General features: G+C 59.7%; 18 protein-coding genes and 3 pseudogenes. 7 read left to right on the forward strand and 14 right to left on the reverse strand.

Annotated elements, in window-relative coordinates; genetic code table 11:
* Positions 1-497: 497 nt before the first annotated feature.
* Positions 498-1,439, reverse strand: a complete 942-nt coding sequence (gene galU, locus AB6804_RS25315; protein WP_370888766.1) for a UTP--glucose-1-phosphate uridylyltransferase GalU — start codon at positions 1,437-1,439, stop codon at positions 498-500.
* Between the two features lie 368 nt (positions 1,440-1,807).
* Here galU and AB6804_RS25320 point away from each other — a divergent pair, with 368 nt between their 5' ends.
* The 3 genes from AB6804_RS25320 to AB6804_RS25330 all read left to right on the forward strand — a co-directional run bounded on the left by AB6804_RS25320 (position 1,808) and on the right by AB6804_RS25330 (position 4,520).
* Entirely contained in the window at positions 1,808-2,893 is a 1,086-nt protein-coding gene (locus tag AB6804_RS25320; RefSeq protein ID WP_244794219.1) for a GlxA family transcriptional regulator, read from the forward strand.
* A gap of 35 nt (positions 2,894-2,928) precedes the next feature.
* Entirely contained in the window at positions 2,929-3,519 is a 591-nt protein-coding gene (locus AB6804_RS25325; RefSeq protein WP_370888767.1) for a phosphatase PAP2 family protein, read from the forward strand.
* Between the two features lie 89 nt (positions 3,520-3,608).
* A complete protein-coding gene (locus AB6804_RS25330; protein ID WP_370888768.1) occupies positions 3,609-4,520 on the forward strand; it encodes a LysR substrate-binding domain-containing protein in 912 nt (303 codons plus the stop codon).
* 14 nt (positions 4,521-4,534) lie between these two features.
* Here AB6804_RS25330 and AB6804_RS25335 read toward each other — a convergent pair whose 3' ends face one another.
* The 10 genes and pseudogenes from AB6804_RS25335 to AB6804_RS25380 form a co-directional block, all read right to left on the reverse strand.
* Positions 4,535-6,418 carry a polysaccharide biosynthesis protein gene (locus AB6804_RS25335; protein ID WP_370888769.1) on the reverse strand — a complete coding sequence of 628 codons (1,884 nt, stop codon included), beginning with the start codon at positions 6,416-6,418 and terminating at the stop codon, positions 4,535-4,537.
* Positions 6,415-7,464 (reverse strand): glycosyltransferase family 4 protein, encoded by a 1,050-nt coding sequence (locus AB6804_RS25340; RefSeq protein ID WP_370888770.1) that lies wholly within the window; start codon positions 7,462-7,464, stop codon positions 6,415-6,417. The genes AB6804_RS25335 and AB6804_RS25340 overlap by 4 nt, the downstream gene beginning before the upstream one ends.
* A gap of 100 nt (positions 7,465-7,564) precedes the next feature.
* Positions 7,565-8,518, reverse strand: a complete 954-nt coding sequence (locus tag AB6804_RS25345) for a UDP-glucose 4-epimerase family protein (RefSeq protein WP_370888771.1) — start codon at positions 8,516-8,518, stop codon at positions 7,565-7,567.
* Positions 8,515-9,363, reverse strand: coding sequence for a glycosyltransferase family 2 protein (locus tag AB6804_RS25350; protein WP_370888772.1), 849 nt, complete (start codon positions 9,361-9,363; stop codon positions 8,515-8,517). Before AB6804_RS25350 ends, AB6804_RS25345 begins: the two co-directional genes overlap by 4 nt.
* A 1,104-nt stretch (positions 9,364-10,467) precedes the next feature.
* The gene (locus AB6804_RS25355) at positions 10,468-11,424 is read right to left on the reverse strand and encodes a hypothetical protein (protein ID WP_370888773.1); all 957 of its coding nucleotides are present in this window, start codon (positions 11,422-11,424) and stop codon (positions 10,468-10,470) included.
* A gap of 764 nt (positions 11,425-12,188) precedes the next feature.
* Positions 12,189-12,662, reverse strand: coding sequence for a hypothetical protein (locus AB6804_RS25360; protein WP_370888774.1), 474 nt, complete (start codon positions 12,660-12,662; stop codon positions 12,189-12,191).
* Between the two features lie 690 nt (positions 12,663-13,352).
* Positions 13,353-14,018 carry a nuclease-related domain-containing protein gene (locus AB6804_RS25365; protein ID WP_370888775.1) on the reverse strand — a complete coding sequence of 222 codons (666 nt, stop codon included), beginning with the start codon at positions 14,016-14,018 and terminating at the stop codon, positions 13,353-13,355.
* A gap of 1,431 nt (positions 14,019-15,449) precedes the next feature.
* Positions 15,450-16,451 (reverse strand): hypothetical protein, encoded by a 1,002-nt coding sequence (locus AB6804_RS25370; protein WP_370888776.1) that lies wholly within the window; start codon positions 16,449-16,451, stop codon positions 15,450-15,452.
* A 799-nt stretch (positions 16,452-17,250) separates the two neighbouring features.
* Positions 17,251-17,907 (reverse strand): hypothetical protein, encoded by a 657-nt coding sequence (locus tag AB6804_RS25375; RefSeq protein ID WP_370888777.1) that lies wholly within the window; start codon positions 17,905-17,907, stop codon positions 17,251-17,253.
* 1,387 nt (positions 17,908-19,294) lie between these two features.
* Positions 19,295-19,558: pseudogene (locus AB6804_RS25380) on the reverse strand (3'-5' exonuclease); the annotation flags it as partial.
* A 98-nt stretch (positions 19,559-19,656) separates the two neighbouring features.
* On the opposite strand from AB6804_RS25380, the gene AB6804_RS25385 reads away from it, so the two are divergent.
* Positions 19,657-19,920, forward strand: coding sequence for a hypothetical protein (locus AB6804_RS25385; protein ID WP_370888782.1), 264 nt, complete (start codon positions 19,657-19,659; stop codon positions 19,918-19,920).
* A 277-nt stretch (positions 19,921-20,197) separates the two neighbouring features.
* Entirely contained in the window at positions 20,198-20,524 is a 327-nt protein-coding gene (locus AB6804_RS25390) for a hypothetical protein (RefSeq protein ID WP_370888778.1), read from the forward strand.
* Between the two features lie 2 nt (positions 20,525-20,526).
* Here AB6804_RS25390 and AB6804_RS25395 read toward each other — a convergent pair whose 3' ends face one another.
* The 3 genes and pseudogenes from AB6804_RS25395 to AB6804_RS25405 form a co-directional block, all read right to left on the reverse strand.
* Entirely contained in the window at positions 20,527-21,807 is a 1,281-nt protein-coding gene (locus AB6804_RS25395; protein WP_370888779.1) for an integrase domain-containing protein, read from the reverse strand.
* A gap of 666 nt (positions 21,808-22,473) precedes the next feature.
* Positions 22,474-22,671 (reverse strand): hypothetical protein, encoded by a 198-nt coding sequence (locus AB6804_RS25400; protein ID WP_370888780.1) that lies wholly within the window; start codon positions 22,669-22,671, stop codon positions 22,474-22,476.
* A 90-nt stretch (positions 22,672-22,761) separates the two neighbouring features.
* A pseudogene (locus AB6804_RS25405) lies at positions 22,762-23,667 on the reverse strand (IS66 family transposase); the annotation flags it as partial.
* An 85-nt stretch (positions 23,668-23,752) separates the two neighbouring features.
* Here AB6804_RS25405 and AB6804_RS25410 point away from each other — a divergent pair.
* Together AB6804_RS25410 and AB6804_RS25415 are read left to right on the forward strand one after the other, a co-directional pair.
* Positions 23,753-24,259: a transposase gene (locus AB6804_RS25410; protein ID WP_370888781.1), complete on the forward strand. Its 507-nt coding sequence runs from the start codon at positions 23,753-23,755 to the stop codon at positions 24,257-24,259.
* A gap of 30 nt (positions 24,260-24,289) precedes the next feature.
* Positions 24,290-25,461: pseudogene (locus AB6804_RS25415) on the forward strand (IS66 family transposase); the annotation flags it as partial.
* Positions 25,462-25,537 lie beyond the last annotated feature (76 nt).

A 25,537-nucleotide genomic window follows, 5' to 3' on the forward strand; every position in this document is an offset into this window, starting at 1 on the left:
ATGCTTGGTGCTTGGTGCTTGGTGCTTGGTGCTTGGTGCTTGGTGCTTGGTGCTTGGTGCTTGGTGCTTGGTGCTTGGTGCTTGGTCTTGGTCTTGGTCTTGGTGTCTTTGAGCGTGCAGGTCTGCTTCGCCGTTGACTGCGTTGCTTGATGCGTGGGAATTGGTGAACGATGGTGTTGTCGAGCCAAGGGGCTCGGAGGACGTTTGCGCTCAGCGGGCGCGGAAGGTGATTCAAGGCTCTATCAAGCTGAGTGCCACCGATGTTCTACGGAGTGGGCACTTGAATCAATGCTGCGGGCGGTTCGAAAAAAGCTGCTTTCTTTGGTTACTTTCTTTGCATGGGACCAGAGTAAGGCGCTGAAGCGCCAACTCTGGTCGACAGCCAAAAAAGTGACCCCCGCCCCACGGAGGGGCGCGCCAATAGACCGACACGAAAAACCGAAGAAAAAACAAAATGCCCGCCCCGGCAAGGGGCGAGCAAACAGACGGACCCGAACTCAACCCTCAACAACGGGAACATCGGCATCATCCTCGGCAGAGGCCTCCGGAACGGCATCCTCCACGACAGGAACCGCAAAGTGCGCCTTCAAATACTCTTCGAATTCATTGCGAACCTCCGGATGCCGGAGCGCAAATTCGACAGTAGCCTTGAGATACCCCAGCTTGCTGCCGCAATCGAACCGTTTCCCGCGATACCGATAAGCCAGCACTTGCTCCTGCGAAAGCAGAGCCTCGATCCCATCGGTCAACTGAATTTCACCGCCCGTTCCAGGCTTCTGATTCCGCAAAAATTCAAAAATGCGCGGCATCAAGACATACCGCCCGACGACGCCAAAGTTCGAAGGCGCCAAAGCCGGCTCGGGCTTCTCGACCACGCGCGACAGCTTGAAAAGACCATCGTCCCAAGTCTTGCCTTCGATCACGCCATACGAGCGCGAATCATTGCGATCGATCTCCTCGACGCCAATCACCGACGAGTGATAATGATCGAACACATCGACCATCTGCGCGAGCACCGGCGGCTGACCATCGAGCAAGTCATCGGCGAGCACGACAGTAAACGGCTCGTCACCGACGAGCTTCTCGGCACACAACACCGCATGCCCTAACCCGAGCGCCTCAGCCTGGCGTACATACATGCACGTCACGTGGCTCGGCAAAATGCCACGCACCAGTTCCAGCAGCTTAGCCTTGCCGCGCGCTTCAAGCTCGGCTTCGATCTCATACGACTTGTCGAAGTGATCCTCGATCGCACGTTTGCTGCGGCCCGTCACGAAGATCATCTCCGTGATGCCCGCCGCCATCGCCTCTTCGACCGCATACTGAATTAGCGGCTTGTCCACCACCGGCAACATTTCCTTCGGGCTCGCCTTCGTTGCGGGAAGGAATCGCGTGCCGAGTCCCGCCACCGGAAATACCGCCTTGCGCACTTTTAGCATCGGCTCACCTTGTTGGTTGAATGTGCAATAGGCGAACGCAACGCTTCGTCGAGCGTTCGCGGCCGCCTCTTCTAGTTGTCGCCGTCGCCGATTTCATCAGACGACACGAGTAGCGTCAGCTTATTCGCGCGATATCGAAATCATCTGCCAACACTTCGTCATTTTCAGACTGTCAAGCCGACGCGCATTCACTGCCGCGTATAGTGCGACGCATGTGAGCTTGATTTTCCCGCTTTCGACGTTCCTCACCGGAACAAGGGAGATGAAAGCAACCGTCCGGCATGTGACCCGAGCGAGGCGCGACAAAGCGCCCATAGTGGCCCCAAAGTGGCTTGAGCGCGCCCGCTCCGGTCGACAGGAGATAGTCGATGGAATACGCCAATGGTATGGGTCGGCTGCACGTCGTGCGCTCGCCCAGGCCCGATGTACGGTCTGCCGACACCGCAAAGCGGATCGGCATTCTGGTCTTCGAGGACTTCTCTCTCGTCGAAGTCAGTTCGATTTCCGAGGTCTTCTCGCTGGCCAATCAGGTCAGCCCGTACGCGGAGGAATCGCGCGGGCAGCGTGAGCTACCGCACGCATCGTCCGCATCATTTGCGGAAATGCCGAACTATTCGCTGCAGTTCGTGTCCAGCGAAGGAGGCAGCGTTGCGAGCAGTTGCTCCATGCGCATCTGGACCGAAAGCCTCGAAGCACGATGGATGAACGAATGCGATGCGCTTTTCATCGCAGGCGGCCCCGGCGCACGGCAGGCGCGCCACGATGTCACGCTGCGCAGGCAGCTTGGCCGCATCGCACCGAAGATTCCGTTCATCAAGGCCATCGGCGAAGGCGCGCACCTTCTCGCAGCGGCGAATCTCACGCTGCAGAACCGCTCGCTCGATTTCGCCGATGAACCGGCGGCGGAAGCCATGTCGCCGGCATTGTCGAACGCGCTGTCCATCGCCGAGCAGACGCTCACGCTCGACGACCCGAAAGGGCCAATCGCTGCCGCGCTGTCGATGGTCAAGCGCGATTACGGCGCAGCCGTCGCACGCGAAGTATCGGAGCGGTCGATACCGGGCGCGTGGCAGAAGCTCGCCATGGTGCTCGACGACACCGACGGCGGCGGCGTGCGTCAAAAGATCGACGCGGCCGCGCGCTGGATCCGCGAAAACTACGTGCGGCAGATTTCGATCACCGATGCCGCGCGCGTCGCCGCCATGAGCGAGCGCAACTTTCTGCGGCGCTTCAAGGCGCAGATCGGCCTGACGCCATCGGAATATCTGTTGCGCGCCCGGCTCGACGCGAGTTGCATGCTGCTCGCCGCCACCGACTTGCCAGTCGACAAGATCGCGCGGCGTTGCGGCGCGGGCAGCGGCGACGGCCTCGCGAAGATTTTTCGCAAGCGCCTCTCGATTTCGCCAACCGAATATCGCATGGCGGGCCGCCGCAAACAGGCGGACAGCTCGTAGGCATTTCTAGACCGCGATACCTACAACGGACACGTATGGAAACAAAGGTACTCTGGATTTGTTCGAACCTCGGGGATGCAGCATTCACGCTGCCACTGGCACTCGTCTGCGCCTTGTGGCTGCGCACCGTGGACTGGCGGCTCGCGCTGCGCTGGGCCGTGCTGCTCGCCGCGGGCATGGGCCTCGTCGGCCTCTCCAAAATTCTCTATGCAGGCTGCGGGCTGGAGATTTCGGCCTTGGGCTTCCGCATGATCAGCGGGCATACGATGCTCGCCGCATCCATCTACACCGTCGCGGGCGCGCTGATATTCGGCAGCTTCGGCGGCGGGTGGTACCGGCTGGGCGCGGCGGGCGGCCTCGGACTCGCTGCGATGATCGGCGCGAGCCGCATCATTCAGGACGCGCATACGCCGAGCGAAGTCATCGCGGGCTGGCTGCTCGGCGCGGCCATCGCCGGCATGCTGCTCATGCGCGTGTTCGAGCAGCCGCGCAAGATGCCGCGTGCGGCTGTCGCGGGCGTCGGGCTGCTGGCGGTATCGTCGATTGCGTATGGGCATCACGCACCGTTCCAGGCGCTCATCGAGCAATACTCGTGGGCGCTTTGCCGGGGGCTCGGGCTGTCGTGAGTATGATGTCGGCCTGATCGCTGACTCATACACGCCGCGCACCGGATGCTGATTCATCCGAGCGCGCGGCCACGACTCCGGACTCCAGCATGGACCGCTTCCTCGCAATGAAAGTGTTCGTGCGCGTCGTCGAATCGGGCAGTTTCTCGAAAGCCGCCGACGCGCTTCATCTTCCACCCGCAAGCGTCTCCCGCACGCTGCAGGCGCTCGAAGCGCATCTCGGCGCGCGGCTGCTCAATCGCACGACCCGCAGCATCAGCATCACCGAAGACGGCGAAGCCTATTTCGACCGGTGCGTGCGCGTGCTCGGCGAAGTCGACGACATGGAAGCGTCGCTGTCGCATTCGAAGCTGAGTCCGAAGGGCAACGTCAAGGTGAGCCTTCCGCAGGTGATGGCGAAGAGCACCGTCATTCCCGCGCTGCCGGAATTCTTCGCGGCGTATCCGGATATCGGCGTCGAATTGCTGCTGACGGACCGGCAGGTCGATCTCGTGGAAGACGCCGTCGATTGCGTGGTGCGCGTCGGCGCGATCGGCGATATCGGGCTGGTCGCGAAGCGCATCGGCGCTTATACGCAAATCACGTGCGCATCGCCGGGATACATCGAGCAATACGGCGAGCCGCAGACCCTCGACGACCTCGACCAGCATCTGGCCGTCGGCTATGTGATGAACAAGTCGGGGCGCGTGCGCAACTGGGAATTCGTCGTCGATGGCGAAACGCGCAGCATCGCGCTCAAACACAAGATCGCGGTCAACGATGCAGATTCATACATCGCGTCCGGGCTCGCGGGCCTCGGGCTCATCCAGAGTTCGAGCTACACGCTCGATCCGTATCTGAGAAGCGGCACGCTGCAGCGCGTGCTCGTTGAATATCCGACGCATCCGCGCGTGGTGTCGGTGCTGTACGCGGCGAACCGGCATCAGCCGCGGCGCGTTCGCGTGTTCATCGACTGGGTCGCTGATCTCTATTCGCGGCTGCCGATCTTCCAGGAAAGCTGAAGGCGCGCCGCGTCTCAGCCAGCCGCTCCGCGCCCCTTCGCCACGCTCTGCAGCACAGGGGCCGCCGCCGTTTGATATTCCGGCACCCAGCGGCGCAAGTCGCGGCGCACTTCATCGTCGGACAACACGCGGTGCTGCATCAGCCACGGCAATAACTCATCGATGAACGCGTCCGGCACTTCCCGCGCCTGCGCGATGCGCAGCTTCGGATGCGGCGTGCGCGTGGTGGTTTCATCGTCGGCGAGCAGTTCTTCGTAGAGCTTCTCGCCGGGACGCAGGCCGGTGAACACGATGCGAATCTGCCCGTCGCTATAGCCGTAGAGGCGAATTAGATCGCGGGCGAGATCGACGATCCGCACCGGCTGCCCCATGTCGAGAATGAAGATCTCGCCGCCCCGACCCATGCTCGATGCCTGCAGCACGAGTTGCGCGGCCTCCGGAATCGTCATGAAGAAACGCGTAATTTCGGGATGGGTGACCGTGACAGGACCGCCCTTCGCGATCTGCTGCTGGAACTTTGGAATGACGCTGCCCGCGCTGCCGAGCACATTGCCGAAGCGCACGGTTTCGAACTGCGTGCGCGGCGCGGTTTGCTGCAACGCCTGACACGTCATTTCCGCGAGACGCTTGCTCGCGCCCATCACGTTGGTCGGGTTGACGGCCTTGTCGGTCGAAATCAGGACGAAGTGGCGCACGTCGTGACGAATCGCCGCGCGCGCGACGCGCAGCGTCCCGAGCACGTTGTTGCGCACCGCTTGCCACGCGTTCTGCTCTTCCATCAGCGGGACGTGCTTGTAGGCCGCCGCATGAAAGACGATGTGCGGCGTGAAGCGCGCCATCGTCTGATCGAGCAGCAGCGAATCCTTCGCGTCGCCGACGACCGGCACCACGGATAGCTCCGGAAACTTCTCGTGCAACTCTTCGATCAGGCGATACATCGCGTATTCGCTCAGGTCGTAGGCGATCAGTTGCGCCGGCGAGAAGCGCAGAATCTGGCGGCACAGCTCGGAGCCGATCGAGCCGCCCGCGCCGGTCACCATCACGACCCGTCCGTGCAGCAATTGCTCGACGTGCGGCATGTCGATCTTCACGGCCTCGCGGCCGAGCAAATCTTCGAGGTCGATTTGCCGCACGCGCGACAGGAAACCGCCTTCGCCCTGCGTCAACTGACTGAGCGCGGGCAGGACCATCACCTTGACGCCTGCGCGCACGCAGAGTGTGGCGACGCGGCGTTGTTCGTCGACGGAAGCCGAGGGAATCGCGATGATCGCGTATTCGGTCTTGTACTGCTCCGCGACCTTCGACAGATCGCCGAACGAGCCGAGCACCTTGTGGCCGAGCACTTCGCGGCCTTGCTTCGAAGGATCGTCATCGAGCAGGCCGACGAGACGCCACTCTGACGAACGCGCCAATTCGCGTGCGAGCATCGCACCGGCCGTGCCCGCGCCGAGCACGATCACAGGCTTGCCCTGCCCGACCAGTCCGCCGTACAGATAGAACTCCTTCGCCGCCCGGTACAGCGCGCGCGCGCCGCCCATCGCGAGAAACAGAAACAACGGCTGGACGATGAGCACCGAGCGCGGAATGACGGGCGTCGGCTGAAGCAGCACTGCGCCGATCATCACGACGAGCGCACCGACCACGACCGACTTCGAAATCCGCATGAGGTCCGGCAGGCTTGCGAACACCCACATGCCGCGATACAGCCCGAAGACGCGGAACATGACGCCATAGACCGGGAGGACCCAGATAAGCGCGATGAGCGCGCCGTGCTGGAAGTGGGTCGGCACCGTGCCGTTGAAGCGGATTAGGTAGGCGGCGAGCCAGGTCGCGGCGACCGCCACGAGATCGAAGGTGAAGGCGCCTGCGGAAAGCCACGATGCTTTGAATCGAATCATCCGCGTACACCTCTAGATTGTTCGGATAGATGCGCCTGATGACGCCGCCAGCTTGCATCGACGACGAGACCCGCCGCCACGAGCACGATGCCCCAGGCCGCGACCGCCGCCCACTGACCCGCTGGGGACCACGCGAGCGCTCCGTTGGCGAGCGCGATGCCCGCGAGCATCAGCGCGTACCACGCAAGCGCGGTCCGCGCGTGCCCGACCCCCATCTGCACCATGCGTTGATAATAGTGCTCGCGATGCGCCTGCCAGAACTTCTCGCCGCGCGCGAGCCGCCTCAGCAGCGTGACGGACGCATCCGCGATGAACGGCGCGAACACGAGCGCCGGGAACCACACCGGCCACGTACCTTTCAGCCAGCCCCAGTAACCGAATGCTCCTGCAAGGAATCCTAGGGGAATCGACCCCGAGTCGCCTAGGAAAATCCGTGCCGGATGGAAATTGAAGAGCAGAAATCCCGCCGCCGCCCCGGCGATCGCCGCGCTGGCGATGCCTAGATCGATCTGCGGCACCGGCCCCGAGAGCGCCGCGACGGCGTAACCGCCGAAGCCGAACAGCGCCATGCCGCCTGCGAGACCGTCGGAACCGTCCATGAAGTTGTAGAGATTGACGAGCCAGACCATCAGGAAACCGACGACCACGAGCGCCCACCACGCCGCCGGCGCGAGATTCGCGGCGATCAGCAGCGCGACCGCGACGACATGCGCGCCGAACCGTACGCGCGCGGGCAAGCCGCGGCGGTCATCGATCTGCGATACGGCCGCGAGCGCGGCGGCGAGCAGCGCGGCGAGCCAGATCGAGCGCGTGAGCATCAACATGGCGATCACGCCGACCGGCACGATGCCCCATCCGCCGACACGCGGCGTTGGACGCGTATGGAGAGAACGATCGTTCGGAATATCGGTGGCAAGTCGCCACGCAAGCCCGGTGCGCAGCAGCAGGAACAGGATCAGCGCGCACGCCGCCAGCGATGCCGCCGCGACGCACAGTGCGGCGATCCAAGGCGAATCGACGACGAAGGGGGACAGCGGGGCACTCATTTCCCGGAATTGCCTACGTTTATGTTCTTTTGAATAGCCACATCATGCCGGTTTCCGGCCGACCCGCATGTTACTGCCGCCTTTCCGTTGTTACGGGAAGTTAGCTTTTTTCCGAACGCTGTCGGTTCCTAAGAAACCATGTGGCGGTGGCGGCCAATCCCGCGTCCAGCGAGGACGGAGGCCGCCAGCCTAGCACATCGCGGATGTGGGACGAATCCACGCGCAAGCTGCCCGTAAGACGCTCGATCTGCGCCGCTTTGCCTGTCAGCCGCCCCGCAGCTTTCAGGATACCGACCGGCACCGACAGCAGGCGCGCCGGCCGATCCAAATGATGCCCGAGCCGGCGCGCCAGTTCGGCGACGCCGGGGTCTTCACCATCGGTGACGTGAAAAAGCTGGTCCGCGGCGCGCGGATGTGTCGCGCATTCGACGATCGCGCTCGCGAGGTTGTCGACGTAGACGAGGCTTCTTCGGGCAGTCACCGCGCCGATCGGCAGCGGCATACCTTTCGCGATGGCGCGCATCAGCGCCAGAAAGTTCGCGCGCACTTCCGGACCGTAGACGAGCGGCGGCCGCACGATCACGATCTCAAGCCCCGTGCGCGCGCCGTATTCCTGCAGCATGACTTCAGCTTCCGCTTTGGATACGCCGTACGGATCGGGCGGACGGCGTTCGTCGGTTTCCGTCAACGGGCGGCCGTCGTCAAGTTCCGCCAGCGCCTTGATGCTGCTCACGAAGACGAAACGCGTGGCCCCGGCGCGACGGGCGGCATCGGCGGTTTTGAGCGCGCCATCAACGTTGACGGCGCGGAAGGCGGCGAGCGGATCGGCGGCGGCGTCGTTCATCACGTGGACTCGCGCGGCCAGATGGATCACGGATGCGCAGCCTTCGAAGATGGCGGGCGCGATGGCGTCGAGCGATCTCACTTGGACGTTGTGCGGGCTCGTGCTCTGACGAACGATGCCGAGCGGTTCCCTGCCCCCATCGAGCAAAGCGCGCGTGACCGCACGTCCGACGAAACCGTTCGCCCCCGTGATGCCGATGCGCTCGCTCATAGCCACTTCCATCCGAACCGGTTGAAGAACTTGTACGCCGACGCGATGAAGAGCTTGATGTGCGTCCATCCCTTGCCCGCTGCGTCGCCGCCATGATGCAGCACGCGCACGGCAGGTACGTACGCCACGCGGGCGACGTCGTGCGTGCGCAGGCTCAGGTCGTAGTCTTCGAAGTAGAGGAAATAGCGCGGGTCGAAACCGTTTAGCTTTTTCAGGACCTCAGTGCGAAAGAGCATGAAGCAGCCGCTGACGATGGGCGGGTCCCAGACGATGTTTTTCTCGCCAATCACGTCGCGCATCTCGTATCTTGCTAGTCGCCGTTCGAACGGCTTCCTCAGGCTTCTAGGGAGGAAGCCACGAACGAAGAGGTCGAAGACCGTCGGGTAGCGGCGGCAGAGATATTGCCGGCTGCCGTCGTCTTCGATGATCTGCGGCGAAAGGAGGCCGACTTCCGGGTGAACGTCCATGAACGCGAGCGCGTGGGTTAGCGCGTCGACGTCCAGTTCGATGTCGGGGTTCAGGATTAGATGGTAACGGCTCGACGTGTGCTCGATCGCCAGGTTGTGACCGCGGCCGTAGCCGACGTTGCCCTGGCCTTCGATGACGTGCGTCTGAAGCGCAGTTTCGCCGGCAACCTCGGACAGGTTGAACCCTTCGTCCGTTCCGTTGTTGATCAGATACAGCGGCGCAGACGCGCTGAGATCAGCGGGAAATACACAATGCAACGCGTTATCGAGCGTAATCAGCGTGCGTTCGAGAAGCTGCCGATGCGGCCGGTACACAACGAGGGATACGCTTATCAATTGAGCTGAGCTAGCGCTGGCGTATTGGGAGTTCAACTGCATCCTTAGCGACTGAGTTCTGAACGCGCCACCCTACTGTCGGACGACGCAGCCGACATTTTCCCTGAAATGGGCCGCGCGTAGGAAATAATCGAACGCGGCTAATACCGGCGGGATGGATGCGCCGCCTCCATCGAAGCCTGCGAACCCCGGTATTTCCCACAAGGTGCTCGTCTCGACGCTCTTCCAGACTAGTCAATTTTTGCCCGGAGCAAATGCTTGGGAGCAAACAGCGTATGAGGGTTGTGGTTATGGCAAGCACACGGTCTGCTCTCTCTGATTGGCATGACGCGACTTTCACCGCGTCACCATCACGTGGAGCAACGATTTTGAACAGGTGGACCCAGCGGTTCAGATGGCGCCGAAAGCGAGTTTGACGGACCAAGTCCCTTGACGTACTCCCTGCTTTAACTTCATCTCTTTTTCAGATCCTTTGGTGTCGATCATAGCGGGCAAGACACCTAGTATGTTCCGGTCACTATTTTCGGAGTAAGGATTGGCATCTTCCGAGACCAGCAAGGTGCCTCACGTTCCAACACAGAGTAGCTCCGTGCGGTGACCCCTACGCCTCGCTTCCCCTTTCACAATGGAATCGCACGCACATTGACTCCATCACTGGTGCGCCACAAAAACTCATGCAATCAACGACGCGGAAATGCGCCGTTGTTATAAGCGTTTAACGCCGCACCGGCTCACTCTCTTTGCTCTTCGCTAACAGCGTGCGGCGCAAGTCCGTTGCATTAATGCGCCTGCGGCGTTGGGACGCTGCTTCCGCGAGGGCCTGCGGAGCCTGAGTGCTGCCGGACACACGCGTGCTATGACTGACAGCCCCCAACGAAAAGGAGGAGCGACTGAGGATACGTCCGCGCGGACGCCACCGATCAGCCTTGTATTCGCCCAGGAACGATCGCAATCTGTTCAACCATTATCGCCAGGGACGGCTGCGCGACAGTAAGCCCGCTCCTCAAATAGCATGAGCGCAACTGCAGTGAGCGACATACCGGACCGGTCGATGGCAACGAACGCGCGGCGCTACACCCGGAACAATCGTTATTCAAGACACACGCCACGTGAGCAACAATGCCTAACGGCGACACAATCGCCCACTTACCCAGCCACTCGGGATATCTGAGACTTCACGTGTAGCCAGATTGACAACTGCCGTTCAAGATATTTGCGAAACTTGCTATCGCCATTGCGTGCAAGGGTAGTAACTGTATTGGCTGTCGCACGCCGCCAATGGCCGAAAACAAGCACGGTGTCGTTTCGCTTGAGCTTATGTAACCATTCAGCTTGACTGGTCCATGCCGTCGCGTGCGCGAGTTCTCCTACCAGCGGGTCACGAGAATATGGCTGCGCTGCTGACGGCTTCATATGCAAAGCAAACAAAGATCGACCATGTCTTTCGATAGTCTCAATATCGGATACAGTGCCCACCAAAGTGACTGGGAAAGAAGTTGCAGTCTTGCCAAGCCAACGATAGGCTGCGAGGAACCGCGCTTGCTCGTAATAGAAACCTTCCCAATTCACTGATGTCCCATTGAAGACGAATTCGAGACGGTCTCTGAGATCGGAATCGCTCGCACACAAATGCCGAAGCTCGATAACCCGCTTCGCCGCGTTAATGTACGCCGACAGAAAACGGCGCCAGTCGCTTGAAAAGAACGCACTGCCGTCCCCTGTCATATCGGCCTTGCGAGACATTATCGAACGCATTGGATGCACGTCCGCGTTGCGTATATCGTCGATTGCCAGGAGACGAAAACGATATTGTCCTCGTTCGATGGCCTCCAAAAGACCAAACGAACGACGCGCAATGACTTTCAGTTGCTCCTCGACATCGAACATGCAGCGCTCGTTATGCGCCACCTTCGGAAACAAGCGGAAATACGCCTTGACCGAGTGGGCTTTGCCCCGACTCTCGCGTGCGTGCTGCGGAACGTAGCTGACGGGCGCGCTGCAATACACACATCTCAACGGCGGAGCCTCTTGGAGAGAACCGATCGTCTCGGCGCAGACTTCTTGCCCGTCCATTGTTGAAGCCACCCACATTCTTGCAGCCATCTTTTTCCCTTCCTTGTTCCTTTGCGAGACACGGTGACGACCGCGCAATGACGCGATGATCAGGTGCCACTTCGTTTTCTCTCAGCGCGGATGAGTTAACCCTAGCGTCTATGCGTGCACAAACTTCGACACGGAAGCGCGGGGCGTTCCGGAAGATTCTCGACGACGGCTCGCTTGGTGACGCCTCGGCTGGCAAGTTCCGACAGCGATCGCGCTAGCCCGGCGCCCCTCTTCTCCGCGCGATACTGTTTTCACAGTAAGGTCGCGTCGCTGCGCTCCGGTTGTGGCAGCGGCGACGGTGCCGAGCGTCCCGTTGCCAACGAACGCCGCTCGTCAAACAACGGCAACTGGATGTGCGGGCACCGGAGGCACTTTCGCCGTTGCATCTCCATCTGCGTGGGGCGGTCGAATCCCTACCCTCGTAGGCCCGGCAAAGCAGAGCATTCCGGGTTAAGTACGCCGACTACCGAGGCTGGACTACGCCTTAGAGATTGACGTTCAGAACATTTCCTTGCTGGAGCAACGGAGGGCTCGCTGCGGCGCAGGGCGCGACGGCTATGACGACCGGAACACTCAGCAAGATCTGAGTGCCCGGATTGCTTAGATCCGTAAGTGGTGCCGGCGGAATCGCCAGTCGTTAATGAGGCAGACCACGCCAGGCGGCGTGGTCTGCACAAACAACGTCGATCGACATTGAAACCAACGTCGCGTCGACGAACGGCCGAAGCACTGCTAAGAGCGAGCCGATAAGGCGAGCTTCATCGTCACGTCGATTCGTGATCACCCGGAAAGCACATATGTCCGATGACGAACAGAGCCGCTGAAATAACGCAAAGCAATGTCGTTTCGACAACGACACCTGCGTCCCAGTTCTTGCTTGACTGAACGAGGTAGCACGCGCCGATCAACGAGAAGGCACTCAGCATATGGGCGAAGCGCCTGTTGAGTTGCCGTTGAGCGCGATTGGGAGTTGCGACACTTTTGAGCATCGTCACTAGACACTCACCGAAAGGCAGCTTGTCCCCCACGGCAAATTCGCCGTCGGGGGCGCCTGTAACGCGATAGATGACGCCGTCTACCGAAACTCGAATTGACGTGGGGCGCTCTGTCTTTTCGAGCTCGGTAAGCATCGCGCCCAAGCGCGGCGGCAGCAAAATGCGGGATGACGCCTGAACGACAACGCGGTCCGTCAGGATCAAGCCACCTGCATAGCGGACTTCTAGTACGGCGATTTTCATAAAGCCTCCTTGGCTAAGAAAGTAGCGGCCTTCGGCGATGTGCCGAGCCAGACTACGGTGGTGAAATTGGACAGCGGTAAATCGTGCGCGACGTATGACCGGTCGCGCAGAGAGCCAGCGTGACGGGGGTTGCTGAAAACGGACGACGAGCAACGTCCTGCGACCGCGCGTGCGCAGGCGTGGCCGTTGAACAGATTCTGTTTTTCATCCGAGGCAAGGCGTTCGTGCCTGCCGAAAGCGCCCTCGACTTGCACGAGAACACGAAGGACGACGGGGCACGGAGACCAGCGCTCGGATACAACGATGGAAAACGATCGCGGGTCGCTCAACGAGCTCGCGTGCGAACCGGGAGAGCGACTCCCCCGAGAGGCCAGGTATAAAAGAAGTGGCAAGCGCGCGTCAGCCGTGCGCTAAGCTAAGGTCGATGCGTGAATACGCGGTGGGTCCAACCAATATAGCGCGCCCATTGGACGGTTTTCGCTGGAAAGCTTCGAAATAACGGCGTCTTTTCAGTCTGCTAGCGGATATCGACGTCACGGAGCGGGCGGCTCGAGCGGCGGTTGCCGTTCGACAGCGATAGAGCTCCGTTGGCCCGACGCCGCGCCACGGGCAACGTTCGAGGGTTGGCCCGGGTTCGACGTGGCGGCCGCAGCGCTGCGATACAACGAAACAGCGATTCGGGTGGCGGTATCACGGGCGCGTGCGCCTCCGAGAGCAAAACCAGTCGATATAGGAGGCGAGGTTGTCCGCATCCAAGTAGCGCCGATGCGTTGCGCGGAAGCGGTTCACCCTCGTGCGCAGGAAGTAGTGCAAGTCTGGCAAGGTCAAGACGCCATCCGGCACGGTCGGATGCAGGCTGCAGCCCGCTTCGCCTAGAACGCCGATACTCTCGACCGGACATTCATGTTGAGACAGCACCAAGCGCAAATGCCGCACGGCCGGCTTCGCTCGGCGCAGCGGCGACGTATGAATCGTCACGTCGCCGCGGTCATCGACGACGGCAAGCTCATCTTCGTTGGTTCCCGGTTTGACCAGGCCTGTCCAGTGGAAGTGGTTCACGACGAACACGCCAAACGGTGTGATCGCGAGGCAATCAATCTGGGTTGTCGGGTTCTTGGTGCCCGGTGCATGTTCGAGTTCGATCGAATGGCGCACATGCGCCCGGCCATCGCACGCATGCTGAAAGATCTGGGCAATGCGCATCAGCAACGCGCGGCTCACGCGTTGACGGTTTCTCGCCCCGTTGGTCGCCTCTGTCCTTGTCCTGCCGGAATGGCTGAAGGTACCGTCGGCGGCGCTGGCCGTCTCGTTGGGTAGGTGGTGCGTCGGCATTCCGTCTTGGTTGTGCTTTCTCATTTGGCCCCTCGGCTTTCGTTGATGAATGGACTTCCAAGGCAAGTCATCGCATGCCACTGCGATCTCATTTGCAAGTCAGGCCGCCTATCGCGCGGCCACGTCTGCCGGCATAACTCGACCGGGCATCACCGAGTGACGCCGCGAGCGGTAATAGGCGAATAAGATGATGGGTAGGTTGCGCAACGAGACACCGCCGGGCAAACCTACGCGCATTGACACACGTGCGGCTCGCTCTCCAGCAGCAACCTTCGCAATGCCGCGATGCGTTGCTGCTGAGTTGGAACGAGGCAAGTTTTTCGCTCGATTCGCTCGAGCCGTGCGAGCCAATAAGACTGAGGCAAATACGCAGGAAAAATCGGGCCGTGAGTGCCAGCGACGTGACGTATGACCGCTTCAAGATGTCGGATTTCAGCGTCCGCGCACCGCGCGGGCAGACGCACCGTCGGGGACGGTACGCTGACGGCAGACGGACCTGTTGATCGTGCTAGGCCTTGCCGGTGGGAGTGCCGGGGCGCTGTCCGCACTGGCGTGAGAGTGTGTATTCCTTCGGACGGGTGTTCCGTCGAACCGCGACTATCAGTGAGTCTTGCTCGTTGGGGGGAATACGCGTGGCACAAACGTTTCTGTATTGGCATGTCTGCAATGGATCCGGTTGGGACAAATCCAGCATGCCTGCTACATCGAAAAGTCAAGGCAGCGCCTCGGCTTGGCGACAGACGGTTGCAGAAAGTTAAAATGGCGCCTGCCAAGCGCGGTAGCACACAGCAGAAAGCTCTCGCCTTATGAGTCGATGGTCAAGGCGATCCGAAACAAGGAGGCGGCGCCATGCCAAGGGCTGCCTTCCCTAAAAGCGTACGAGGAACGTCGGCCGCGCTTAGCAGTTCGGCGGCGTGCCAGACGCTGCTTCGAAAAAACTGCTCAACGCACTTCTTGCTTGCCGCACGTTCCGAAAAATAGATACGCAATGGCTTGCTTCAAAGGCATAGATCCTTCCTGCTCGTCCAAGGTGTGATGGTCTGGGATCGACAAACGCCGCGCGCCATGACCGCACCGTTAGCATTACTACATTCTAGACTGCGCACGGACCGTTCGGCACTGTGGTAGACGCGCGAGAAGTTAATGACGTGGAGCGCAATATCAGAGGGTGGTTGCGAGTTACATGAATCCACGCGCCTTCTCCTGCCGATATCGAGCTACGACGGCAGGCATTGAGCGGGGGATGCGACGAATTGTCGGGCAACACACCGATGTCGCGAACGATTCGAACGCAAGCGAAGATGGACGCGCGTTCGTCAGCCAAAAAATTGAGGGCGAGGACCGGTGTAGCCGCCTTTTGTGCCTTTGCAATAGCGACCGCGCGCGAAGCCGCTAGGCCAGCCGAGGTGAGTCCGGTGCACCGAAAGACCCTAGCCTCGGCCCACGTCGGATGAATCAGGATGGACGCGGGCGGAATGTACTTGGCAGCCGGTCCACAAAAGGCATAGCCGCGCGCTGAGTGCTACACATTCCGCGCATGAACGCAACAAACTCCACATCTGTGACACGCTTCTTCAAGACCTTGCAGATCGCCTTCTCAATCTCGCGGCGGTATCTGAGGAGCAATTTCGGATCTTTACATTCGATAACAAGCCGATTCGGGCCTCGTCCCTTCTTGATCTGGATACGCCTGAAGGAGCTCGCCGGCCGAATATTCTCGTTGTTTATTTCGGACAAGATGTTGTCGGCAGTGCGCCCGCCTACGTCGTACATAGAGTCCTTAGATCGCGCCCGCAAAAGTAGTTCGTCGACGCCGAGTTCGCGCTTAAGCGCGAGCAGCTTTCGCCCGACAGCAAAGGTTAACGCGTTTTCATGAAACAGATAGCGAATCGAATCTGGCAGCTCGCGGATGGCAACGGCGTCGCTGATATTTCGTCGCGATATACCCAGTGCCTTCGCGCATGCACTGAAAGAATTCCATTCTCCTTGTGTCACTCCCAAGTGATAGCGGTCAGAAATGTTTTTGGGCAGATCTAACGTGCGGGACACAATTTTCTCTGAATCTCGTCCAGCCCCTCGCAGCATTTTCTTTGACTGCAGCGCTTGACCTTTGACGATACTCAACACCGTCCTTTTGGAGTGTTTTGCGCCGGAAGCCCCACTTCGCTCGATACGGCTTAGGACCGTGCTAAGGCCATCGCGACGGATCGTGTAGCGAATAACGCGGACTGTATGGCTGCTGATGTCGATGTTATCTTCGAACAGGTCAACAATCTTTTCAGGGAGTTCGTGAAGTTGCATCGCCATTGACAAGTCGCCTTGACTGACGCCGAGCGCATTCAACGCACCAAGTTGCGTAGTCCATTTTCCTTCAGCCAGTCCTTCGCGATAGAGCTGCGCGAGGCGCAAGCAACTTCGACGGCTGATCAGTCGATACGGCCTTTTTGAACGGCTCATTATGGTCTCCTTTGGATCGAGCGACGGGATCATTGCATATTGGAAGCATCAATGCGCAACTAATTTTTCCAATTGAAGTTGGAATTTCATACTCAAAGGCGAAAGGCGCATAAAAACATGCGTCTTTCGCTTCCAACCGGTGAAAAGAGGTATACAAAACCCCCTCTTTTAACTGATGTGAGTCACTGCACTGATAATAGCGCGACGCAGGTTGACCGGAGCGGCAAGCGTTCGTAATAGCCGGCGGGTGCAGATGATCGCCTCACGCATGCAGCTTGCGCTTCTCTACGAGTCGCGTTAGCCTTCGCCAACTGCAGTTCTCAAAAGGCACGCTGGTATCCTAGCGTCGCCGCCACACTCCCCTCCGCTTTCGTTGTTGCACGCCCCCACTTCTCAAGTTGAACCGTAAGACCCGGGCTGAGAGAGTTCATCCGGAGGGCGCCCCTTCGCTCGCGCCCGCACGGACTCCAACCCTATGATTTCAAATGGGTAAAGTCCGGATATTGCGAAATCGTCTCGATGCATCCAGGTGCTCAAACTTCGCATCGGCGGCTTACAAATTGCTACTTCACAAGCATGTGGCCGCGTAACATTCTTGGGCGGGATGCAATGAAGCGTTCCAAATGCCCGCCGTGTCGTGACTGACGCCACCGTCCCGGCGAGGCCTCGCAAATCTGCGAGCCGACGCAATGGTTGGCGAGTCGACCGGTGGGGGGAATGCGCCGATCTAAGCAACCTACTTGGCCAACCATTGCGCGCGCGGCTCTCGGCTCTCGTTAGGCGCCAAGCCGGTACATGCCTACGCCTCAGCCACTTCCTCGTCCCAACTACGACACCCCTGCCGGATGCGTGCACTGATCTGGTTGACATCGAAGAAGGACCACTGCACCCCAACGAACGGGGCATACCGTTGTCGCAGGAACTGATCGAGTTCGTGAAGTTTCATAATTGAGGGGGGAAGGTCGAAATCGATCTTGCATGCGTCGTCGGTTGTGATGGCAATGGCCTCGACAGGGCACTGAATATCGGCCAACAGCGCGGACAGGAAATGCACGACTGGCGCGGCTTGCCAAAGGGGACAGCGAATGGCGTGCTCCGTGTCAGACTGGGTGACGAGTAGCTCATTTGCTTTGGTCGTCAAGCTTAGCGTTCCGACCGACTGAATGTGGGTGATGACGAACACCCCGAAGCGAGTAACAGCCACGCAGTCCGCGCCTGCCGCCCCGCCGGAGAATCCCTGACTGGTCTGAACCATCATGTGTTCGAGCAACGCATAGCGGTTCAGTAGCAACGGAGCGAAAATTGCGCGGAGCTTGCGCGAGAACTCGGCGTATTCGCGCCGGCGTTGCCTAAGCGAAGGCTCCTGTTGATAACCCTTGGGGTACCCGAGGTACGCCTGCGTTGGAAAAAGGGCGGTAGGCTGCGTTTGAGCGTGCGAGCGGGATCGTCTTGACATTGCAAAGCTCCAGGTCTGCGGTGGTCACTAGTTTTCGATTTATCGTTTCGGGTGCTGCAGAACCAATCTTAGGTTCGACGCCGCGCTTCGCGAGTTCGCAAAGCTCACGATTTCGATAGCTCTTTCGATAAAAAGGAAGAAACATGGCTCGTCAGGCATTGAATGGCGCTTGAAACGCCGGGACGCGGTATGTCGGTGCAGTGCGAACGAGATTGCACAGCGCAAACCTGACGTTCAACGCGTCTAAATTGATCGGCGAAGCGAGTGAATTGCTGGCGTCAACGGAATGTGTCGCCCCATTTGCATACAGTAAGCTCAGACTCCGTTTGTCACGTAGGCCCGGCTTACGCGTGTCGAGCCGTATGTCCTTGTTGCTTACGCTGCTGAACTTGCGAGAACCCACTCATTCGATCGCCGCGGTGTTCCGGTCATGACGCTGCGCGAGAAGCGCTATTGAGACCTGCGAGAGCATCGGCTCAAGTGGCTGCAGCATCCGTCCGCGCGTCGGAAATCCCAAGGCGACTGACGGAAAGCTATACGTTTTTGTGCGTCATTCGCTAAAAGGGCCGCTATCCGGATAGCGTTGACCGACAGATCATATGCGGGTTGGTGCCTTTGCGAGCGCTGTCTTCGACCGACGCGACGCCCAGATTGCGCGGCATACTGCATTTCACCCGGGCCCGGGCCCGGCCGAAGGCGTAAGCGTTTCCATCGCGTCAATTCCACCGCCGATTCACGCTACCAACACCTGGTAAGCCAAGGTCCGGAACAGAGTCGATGATTGCCCCATAGGTGGAATGACGGCGAGTGGGAACGCTGTCAGAAGTTTCGAGTTCGAAACGGATGGCGTTTTGGGGCGACCGGTGGGATTTGAGCAGGCCTCGCGCTTTCCGCGGGGTCGCTGGCGCAGCCGGATCTGTCGGGTAGGAATCCTTAGTAATGCGACGGCCGATAAGTGATACGGCTTGCCAGGGATTCGTCCTCGGGGACGTTTCCCGGTTCACAACTCGCGTCGGTTCGTCCAATTGCGGATAAATGCTTGGCTAGAATAAGCAGCCTCGAATCTTTGTTACTGGAAAGCCCCAAGGCCCGCTTCGACAAGCGTTTTCTCTCATGCCGCCGGTCGACCTCGCCCAATAGGCACGAGGGACGCTCTCCAGAGAGTGTCCCGTTTTGTTTGAGCATCCGCTTAGTGCTATGAATATAAAGCACAAAAGGCTTGTTACAAAACGTGCCGAATATGCACATCCCCCTTATTCGGCACGCTTTTCGTAATGTGAGAGCCGGTCGAGGCTCGCTTTGTGCGCTTCGAGCTCCAACCGCCCATCGTTCAAATGGGTCCAGCAAACCAGGCTCTGCAGATTCGGAGTTAGGCCGCGATAGCGCTCTAATTGAACTGCGCCTGAGCGACAAATCGGGACTCAAAGTTCTTCGCCGTCCTGAGATCATGAGCGACTCTCTAGCACGCGTCATTGCAACGTAGAACAAGCGCCGCTCCTGCGGTCCAGCGGACTTCGGGTCCGGCACGATCGACTCCTCGCTGCGCGCCCTCCAGACGTGGTCCCATTCCAGCCCTTTTCGAGCTGTGCATCGTCGTCAGGATAAGCGCGCCCGGGGTCTGTGCCCGCAGCACGTTGGCAATGCGGTCGGCGTTGTTGCGAATCACGCGGTCGGCCGCGCCCAGAATCTCCGCGCGGCACCGGTAGTTGCTGCAGAGGACAACCGGCTTTGCGGCGAACGATTGGATAAATGATTCCATCCCCCGATAGCCCAGCCCCTCGCGGAACGCGTAGATGCTTTCCCGTCGCGGCCGAGTTCGCGCATTACGCGGATGAGCAAGCCGAGCCGGTCACCACCGGAGGCAATATCGAGCGCGCGCGCACCGGGGCGTTTAAATTGTTTGAAGGCAAGAGGGTGGACGGTGCCCGCAATCAGGTGCTTCTCCAAAAGCATGACTGCGCTTGTCTAGGTTTCGTGCCGGGGAATTTGCTTGGCCAGGACAGCGCAAGGTAGACCATACCTTCGCGGCTGGTGCGTTTTGTTCTTAGCCGGCGTCTTAGCATGGTGCGGGGCTAGCAGCGTGAACCCGCATTTGTTCGGCCGCGAGCAACGCTCTCCGGAGAGCGTCCCACCACGTTCTTAGGCCAGGCCAACTGCTTGATCGGAATGGTAAATTTGCCTGTGACAAAACGTGCCGAATATTCACCTCCCCCTTACTCGGCACGCTTTTCACAAGGCGAAATGGCGCGATCAAGCGCGAAATATTCGGTTCCAGTCAAAGGAACAGGCCGTGCACGACAACTACGACCGCCGCAAGACGACACGCTTTAAGAGACGGATTTCCACGGCATCTTCCAAGACGAGCATGACCATGCGTCGCATGATCGCGGAGCTCATCGAAATCCGCGGCAAGTGCGGTGATGCCACTTTGGGCGACCACCGCCGCAAGACGACGAGTGACACGAGTGTGACCAAGCGTACAACTTCTTCGTTGCTTGCGCAGAGTCCTGTGCTGATGATCGTTCATCATGACCACCGTCGACCATCAACTGCATTTCAGGGCCCGGCAGCCGTCGCCGGTGATGACGACTGCGCCGTCGTCGGTCGGCGACGGTAACCCTATTCGGCAAGCACTGAAAGTTGGTCGGGCGTTGCGTTGCTGATCGTCAGAGCCAACGGTGGACCTTGGAGGACCTTGTTAGGCGCAGATGTTGCTGTTGCTCGCGTCTCAGCGACGTTTGCAGGCGTTACAGTTGGCAACGGGCCGCCTTTTGCAAGTATCCGATAAAGCGCCTGCCTTGAAATTTTTAGGCGCTTTGCGGCCGCTGATTTGACGCCGTTCGCCGCATCGAGAGCGGCGATCGCCTGCTCGAACGTCACCACAGGTCGCGACAGGCGCTCCGCCGTCGCGAGGGTTGAGATGTAGGCTGTCGCCTTCGATGCCAGGCTATGCCCCGCGGCTTCGACCAGCTGTTGCATGGCCCTTTGATGAAGTTCCGGATCGGGCCGATGATCAGGCAGTTTGATCGGTGCCGGCACCCCGGTTATATCCTCGTACATCTTCTGGAGGTAAGCGTGGCGCAGTCCGTGGACCGCGACGCCCAAGCCACTACGCGTGACGCCCTCTTTCTGGAGGACGTGATAGAAATGGCGGTACCACCGCTTGAGCGACCATGGCTCCGGAATCATTGAGCCTGTGCGCGGGTTCGCGAGCCTTGCTGCACGAATGAGGACTTCGTATTGCCATTCCGCATCGATCGGCACGAGCCGGGGCCTGCCGCCCTTAGTACCATCGATGACGTGGAGGTGTCCCGACACGCGCAGGCATTGCAATGGACGCAGGAGCATGCTTTCTTGGGCGCGCAAGCCGAACGTCGCTTGCAATTCGACTTGAATGGCGACCCAGCGATCATGCTCGCAGAGCCGGGAGATCACTTCGTTAACGTCAACGTTAGCCGCCTCCCAGGATTTGTCTTCCTGCGCGACGTAATAGCGGCGATAACCGTCGGGCCGCTTGATGTAGTCATCGACGGTGCCCACGAGCTGGTGCTTTTTCATCCAGGCGGCAAGCGTGCGCCAGTAGGTCAGTTTGTTTTCGACCGTGCCGGGCGCCTGGTCTTTTTCTGCGACCCAAAGCTTCACGAGAAACGCGATGTGCTTTTCGGAAAGGTTCCAAGGCGACTGTAGAGCGAAGCCGCCCTTTCGCAGTTCGCGAAAGCCGGCGATCAGATGCCGTACGCGATAGGTCTGCGTCTTGATGGAGATTGCGTTAGACGTGACGCGCGTCGTGCTGTGGGGTTTCGATAGGTGCCGATTGAAGAGTTCGGCGAGCTCTTTGGTGAGCCGCTGAGGCAGCCCTGCATTGTCCAACAGGGGTAAAAAGTTGAATTGGATCTTCATGACCGTCGCATCAAAAGCGACGTTCTCACCTATCAGAAGAACGTCCCGGGTTGTTGGAATACTGCACGCTTTGCTTTCCGGGATCTTAGAGATCAGATTTTCGATTCACCCGGCGCAGGGAAGCACTGCCGCCTGATGATCCATGCGCCGGACGAACCGATGCATGGCTACTTGACCGCAGGCGTAAGCCCGTCGAGCCAAGCAATTCCTTTTGCGCTTTTTGGTATCGGCAGCGCGAGCCGACAAAATGGGATATAGAAATCCGCACACAGGGTGCAAGTGATTTCCCGTCTTGCGAGCTTGTTCATCACGGTCGCCTCGATTTGGAACCGCGCGAATCAAGCTTGGCGAGAGTCGCCCTCGACGAAAGGCATAGGTGACGTTCGCACTGTCCGTGCGAAGTTGTTCTCAGACGATGCGAAACTGGGTTTCGCTTGGAAAGCTAGTGCCGATGCGTTTCTTGGAGAACTCAGTTTCCCGCATGCTGCACATCGCTAAATCGCAGGGTCACTGCGGATGAAGATCGTGGCGTCCGTTGGACGCAGGGACAGATAAATGGAGTGCGTTGCACTCAGGGTCGATGCGTCGGAACGCGGATAGGTGACTAAATGATGCGCTTCGTCGTGATCGCATGTGGGCGGAAAGCTCACGATTTTGATACGTCTTTCAGTTTTTCCAGAACAGGAGTATGGGTATCGTTGCAATAAATGCTCTTTTCAGTGCACTTTCCGCGCACGACAACTTCGCGATCGAAGCCGCCAAGAGCGGCACGATCGGCGGAGTCACGACGACTGGCGAGATGACGCCGACCTCGGGATGGTCGTCGAGAAACGCGATGGCGCGGATGACGCGACGCTGTTGCATTCGATGTAAGCGTCGCGTGGGAGCCGTTTAGAATTTTGTGGACAAGCGTCGAAGAACGCGGCAGGCGTATCGCGCCGCTGCCAGCATGGATCAAAGCGAGGCAGGTGTAGATAGGGGGAGATGCTTCGCGACGTTCCAAGGCAACAGTTCGTCGATGCGGTTGGCCTGGTGATCCGCAATGTGCGTGAGCACGAATTCCAGGTAGGCGCGTGGATTGATGTTATTCAATTTGCACGAGCCGATCAGGCCATACATGGCGGCAGCTCGCTCACCACCGCTGTCGGAGCCCGCGAACATAAAATTGCGCCGACCAAGGGCCACACAGCGCAAGGCATTTTCGGCAAGCACGTTGCTAATCTAGACACGGCCGTCGTCACAGAACAGTGTGAGGCCATCCCATCGGTTCAGAGAGTAGTTGATTGCGTCGACCAGTGGTGCCTTTGGCCAGAGAGTGGCGAGTTTCTCCTTCATCGACTTCTCGAGAGCCACGAGCAACGGGCTGGTCTTTTCTCGTCTGACGCGTCGCCGCTCATCGGGTGGTCTGCCGCGGATAGCAGCCTCGATTTCGTAGAGATCGCCAATCATGTCGAGCCATTGCTTCGTAGTTTCCGACGGCGCTGTCTCATGGACGTCGAAGAGATATCGACGCGCGTGATCCCAGCAAGAAGGCAGACGAACTTTGCCGCTTTCGGTCAGCTCGTTGAAGCCGGCATAGCCGTCCGCCTGATGGGTGCCTTCGAATCCGGCAAGATGGGTCTCGGGGTGGATGCCTTTGCGGTCCGGCGAGTACGCGAACCAGACAGCAGCGGGTTCGCTCGAACCTGAGCGACGATCATCGCGCACGTAGACCCACAACCGACCGGTCCTGGTCTTCTTGTTACCGGGCGCGAGCACCGGGATCGGCGTGTCGTCCGCGTGGAGCTTCGTTGTCGACATCGTGTAGCGACGCAGCGCTTCAGTCAGCAACCGGCAGAGTTCTTCGCATTGTCCGACCGTATGCGGTCCAGAAACAACGTCCTTCCAATGAGCGGCTGAAGGTCTGAACCTATGTGTCCGCGTGGACACATGCACTCAGACCGCAATGAACGAGAATAGAGACCTTCGCAGCAGGCTTGTCGTTGGCCAGAAACGGGACGGCCGGCGCGAATTTGACGCGGATGCTGTACGGGAACTGGTCGCACTGTGCCTGAAGCCGGGTGTGTCGATCGCGCGTGCCGCCATGGATCACGACGTCAACCCGAACCAGCTGCGCCGATGGATCGCGCGGTATCAGCCGCAGATCCTTCACGATTCCCGAGAACCGGACCCTGTGGTAATCGATGGCGTCTCGATCGACATTGCTGCGCGGACCGTCAAGAGCCCCCGTAGTGCAAGCACCTTACCAGCGTTTGTTCCCGTCATCTCTGCCCCGGTGTCGCCGTCGACACCGTCCAATCCAGTTCCATCGATGACGCTCGCGTTGCATGTTCGGTTACCTAACGGTGTCGAACTCAACTTCGGCGAGGCTGGCGTCGAAGAGATCACGACGATCGTCCAGGTGCTTGGGAGGCTGCCGTGTTCCGGTTTGACGAAGGCTCGTGGGAGTTGAACACGACATTGGCGTGCCGGTCTAAGCGACATGCCGATCAACGTCACCCTCTCTGCCGACGAGCTCAAGGCACTCTTGGCGATGCGCGAGGAGCACGCTGCGCTTCAGCGAGAACGTGAGGAGCTGCGCAGCACGCTGCGACTCGTGACAGCGGAGCGTGACCTCGCGGAGGAGCGCTTACGGGCTTACCGACGCGAGCTGTTCGGCGCAAAGAGTGAAGCGCGAGATTCTGATCAATACGGCTGTTCAACGAAGCTGAGGCGCTCGGCGCAAACTCCACGCCCGCGCAGGAAGACACACCGGAAACGAAGGTTGACGCGCACACTCGCAAGAAGCGTGGTCACCGCAAGCCGCTCGATCCGAATCTGCCTCGCGATGTCGTGCGACACGAACTGCCCGAAGCCGATCGCTTCTGCGCCAACGACGGTCATGCGCTTGTGGAGATCGGAGTAGAAACCAGCGAACAGCTGGACGTGATCCCGGAGCAGCTTCGGGTCATCCAACACCAGCGCGTCAAGTATGCCTGCCCGTGCTGCGATCTTGGCATCAAGGTCACGCCAGCGCCGCCGCGCATCATCCCGCGCGGACTCTTGAGCGAATCGGCTCTTGCGTGGATCGCTGCCGGCAAGTATCAGTTCGGGATGCCCCTCTACCGTCAGGCCGGCCTACTGCGACGCTTCGGCGGCGACATCTCATCGAACACCATCGCCGCGAGCATCGTCCGTGTCGGGCTTGCGACGCAACCTGTGATCAACCTGATGCGCGATGCGTTGCTCGATGCCGATCTGATCTACTGCGACGAGACGACATTCCAGGTCCTGAAGGAGAAGGGGCGCAAGCCACAAACAAAGAGCTATCTCTGGTCGCAGATGACCGGCTCGGGCACGCCGATCTGCTGCTTCACTTACACGCCAGGACGAGGTGCAAAGCTGGCTGACAAGCTGTTCGTCGGCGTGCGTGAAGGTGCGGCCCTGATGACCGACGGATACGAGCCTTACAATGGCATTGCCCAGCGTTACCAGCTCGTGCACCTCGGATGCTGGGTTCATTGCCGGCGCTACTTCGTCAAGGCAGAGGACAATGTGCCCAAGGCAGCGCGCTCGCCCGATCTGCTCGCGACGCGCTTCATCAAGCTGATCGGAAAGTTGTTCGTTGCCGAGGCGCGTAGCGCGAAACGGAAAGCCGACAGGCGGCAGCGATTGAGTTATGGTCGAAACTGGTGTTTGGATGAGGCGGGGGTTTGAAGGCGGTGGCGGTATAGCTGAGAATGTTGCTTGT

Source organism: Caballeronia sp. RCC_10, assembly GCF_041360715.1.
In the GTDB taxonomy this organism is placed as follows: domain Bacteria; phylum Pseudomonadota; class Gammaproteobacteria; order Burkholderiales; family Burkholderiaceae; genus Caballeronia; species Caballeronia grimmiae.

Excerpts from the sequence above, each read along its gene's own strand:
- AB6804_RS25320 (WP_244794219.1), top strand. The coding sequence starts at position 1,808 with ATGGAATACGCCAATGGTATGGGTCGGCTGCACGTCGTGCGCTCGCCC.
- AB6804_RS25330 (WP_370888768.1), top strand. The coding sequence starts at position 3,609 with ATGGACCGCTTCCTCGCAATGAAAGTGTTCGTGCGCGTCGTCGAATCG.
- AB6804_RS25385 (WP_370888782.1), top strand. The coding sequence starts at position 19,657 with ATGATTCCATCCCCCGATAGCCCAGCCCCTCGCGGAACGCGTAGATGC.
- AB6804_RS25370 (WP_370888776.1), bottom strand. The coding sequence starts at position 16,451 with ATGAGCCGTTCAAAAAGGCCGTATCGACTGATCAGCCGTCGAAGTTGC.
- AB6804_RS25340 (WP_370888770.1), bottom strand. The coding sequence starts at position 7,464 with ATGAGTGCCCCGCTGTCCCCCTTCGTCGTCGATTCGCCTTGGATCGCC.
- AB6804_RS25360 (WP_370888774.1), bottom strand. The coding sequence starts at position 12,662 with ATGAAAATCGCCGTACTAGAAGTCCGCTATGCAGGTGGCTTGATCCTG.
- AB6804_RS25345 (WP_370888771.1), bottom strand. The coding sequence starts at position 8,518 with ATGAGCGAGCGCATCGGCATCACGGGGGCGAACGGTTTCGTCGGACGT.
- AB6804_RS25365 (WP_370888775.1), bottom strand. The coding sequence starts at position 14,018 with ATGAGAAAGCACAACCAAGACGGAATGCCGACGCACCACCTACCCAAC.
- AB6804_RS25410 (WP_370888781.1), top strand. The coding sequence starts at position 23,753 with ATGAACGAGAATAGAGACCTTCGCAGCAGGCTTGTCGTTGGCCAGAAA.
- AB6804_RS25325 (WP_370888767.1), top strand. The coding sequence starts at position 2,929 with ATGGAAACAAAGGTACTCTGGATTTGTTCGAACCTCGGGGATGCAGCA.
- galU (WP_370888766.1), bottom strand. The coding sequence starts at position 1,439 with ATGCTAAAAGTGCGCAAGGCGGTATTTCCGGTGGCGGGACTCGGCACG.
- AB6804_RS25395 (WP_370888779.1), bottom strand. The coding sequence starts at position 21,807 with ATGAAGATCCAATTCAACTTTTTACCCCTGTTGGACAATGCAGGGCTG.
- AB6804_RS25375 (WP_370888777.1), bottom strand. The coding sequence starts at position 17,907 with ATGTCAAGACGATCCCGCTCGCACGCTCAAACGCAGCCTACCGCCCTT.
- AB6804_RS25350 (WP_370888772.1), bottom strand. The coding sequence starts at position 9,363 with ATGCAGTTGAACTCCCAATACGCCAGCGCTAGCTCAGCTCAATTGATA.
- AB6804_RS25335 (WP_370888769.1), bottom strand. The coding sequence starts at position 6,418 with ATGATTCGATTCAAAGCATCGTGGCTTTCCGCAGGCGCCTTCACCTTC.
- AB6804_RS25355 (WP_370888773.1), bottom strand. The coding sequence starts at position 11,424 with ATGGCTGCAAGAATGTGGGTGGCTTCAACAATGGACGGGCAAGAAGTC.
- AB6804_RS25400 (WP_370888780.1), bottom strand. The coding sequence starts at position 22,671 with ATGCAACAGCGTCGCGTCATCCGCGCCATCGCGTTTCTCGACGACCAT.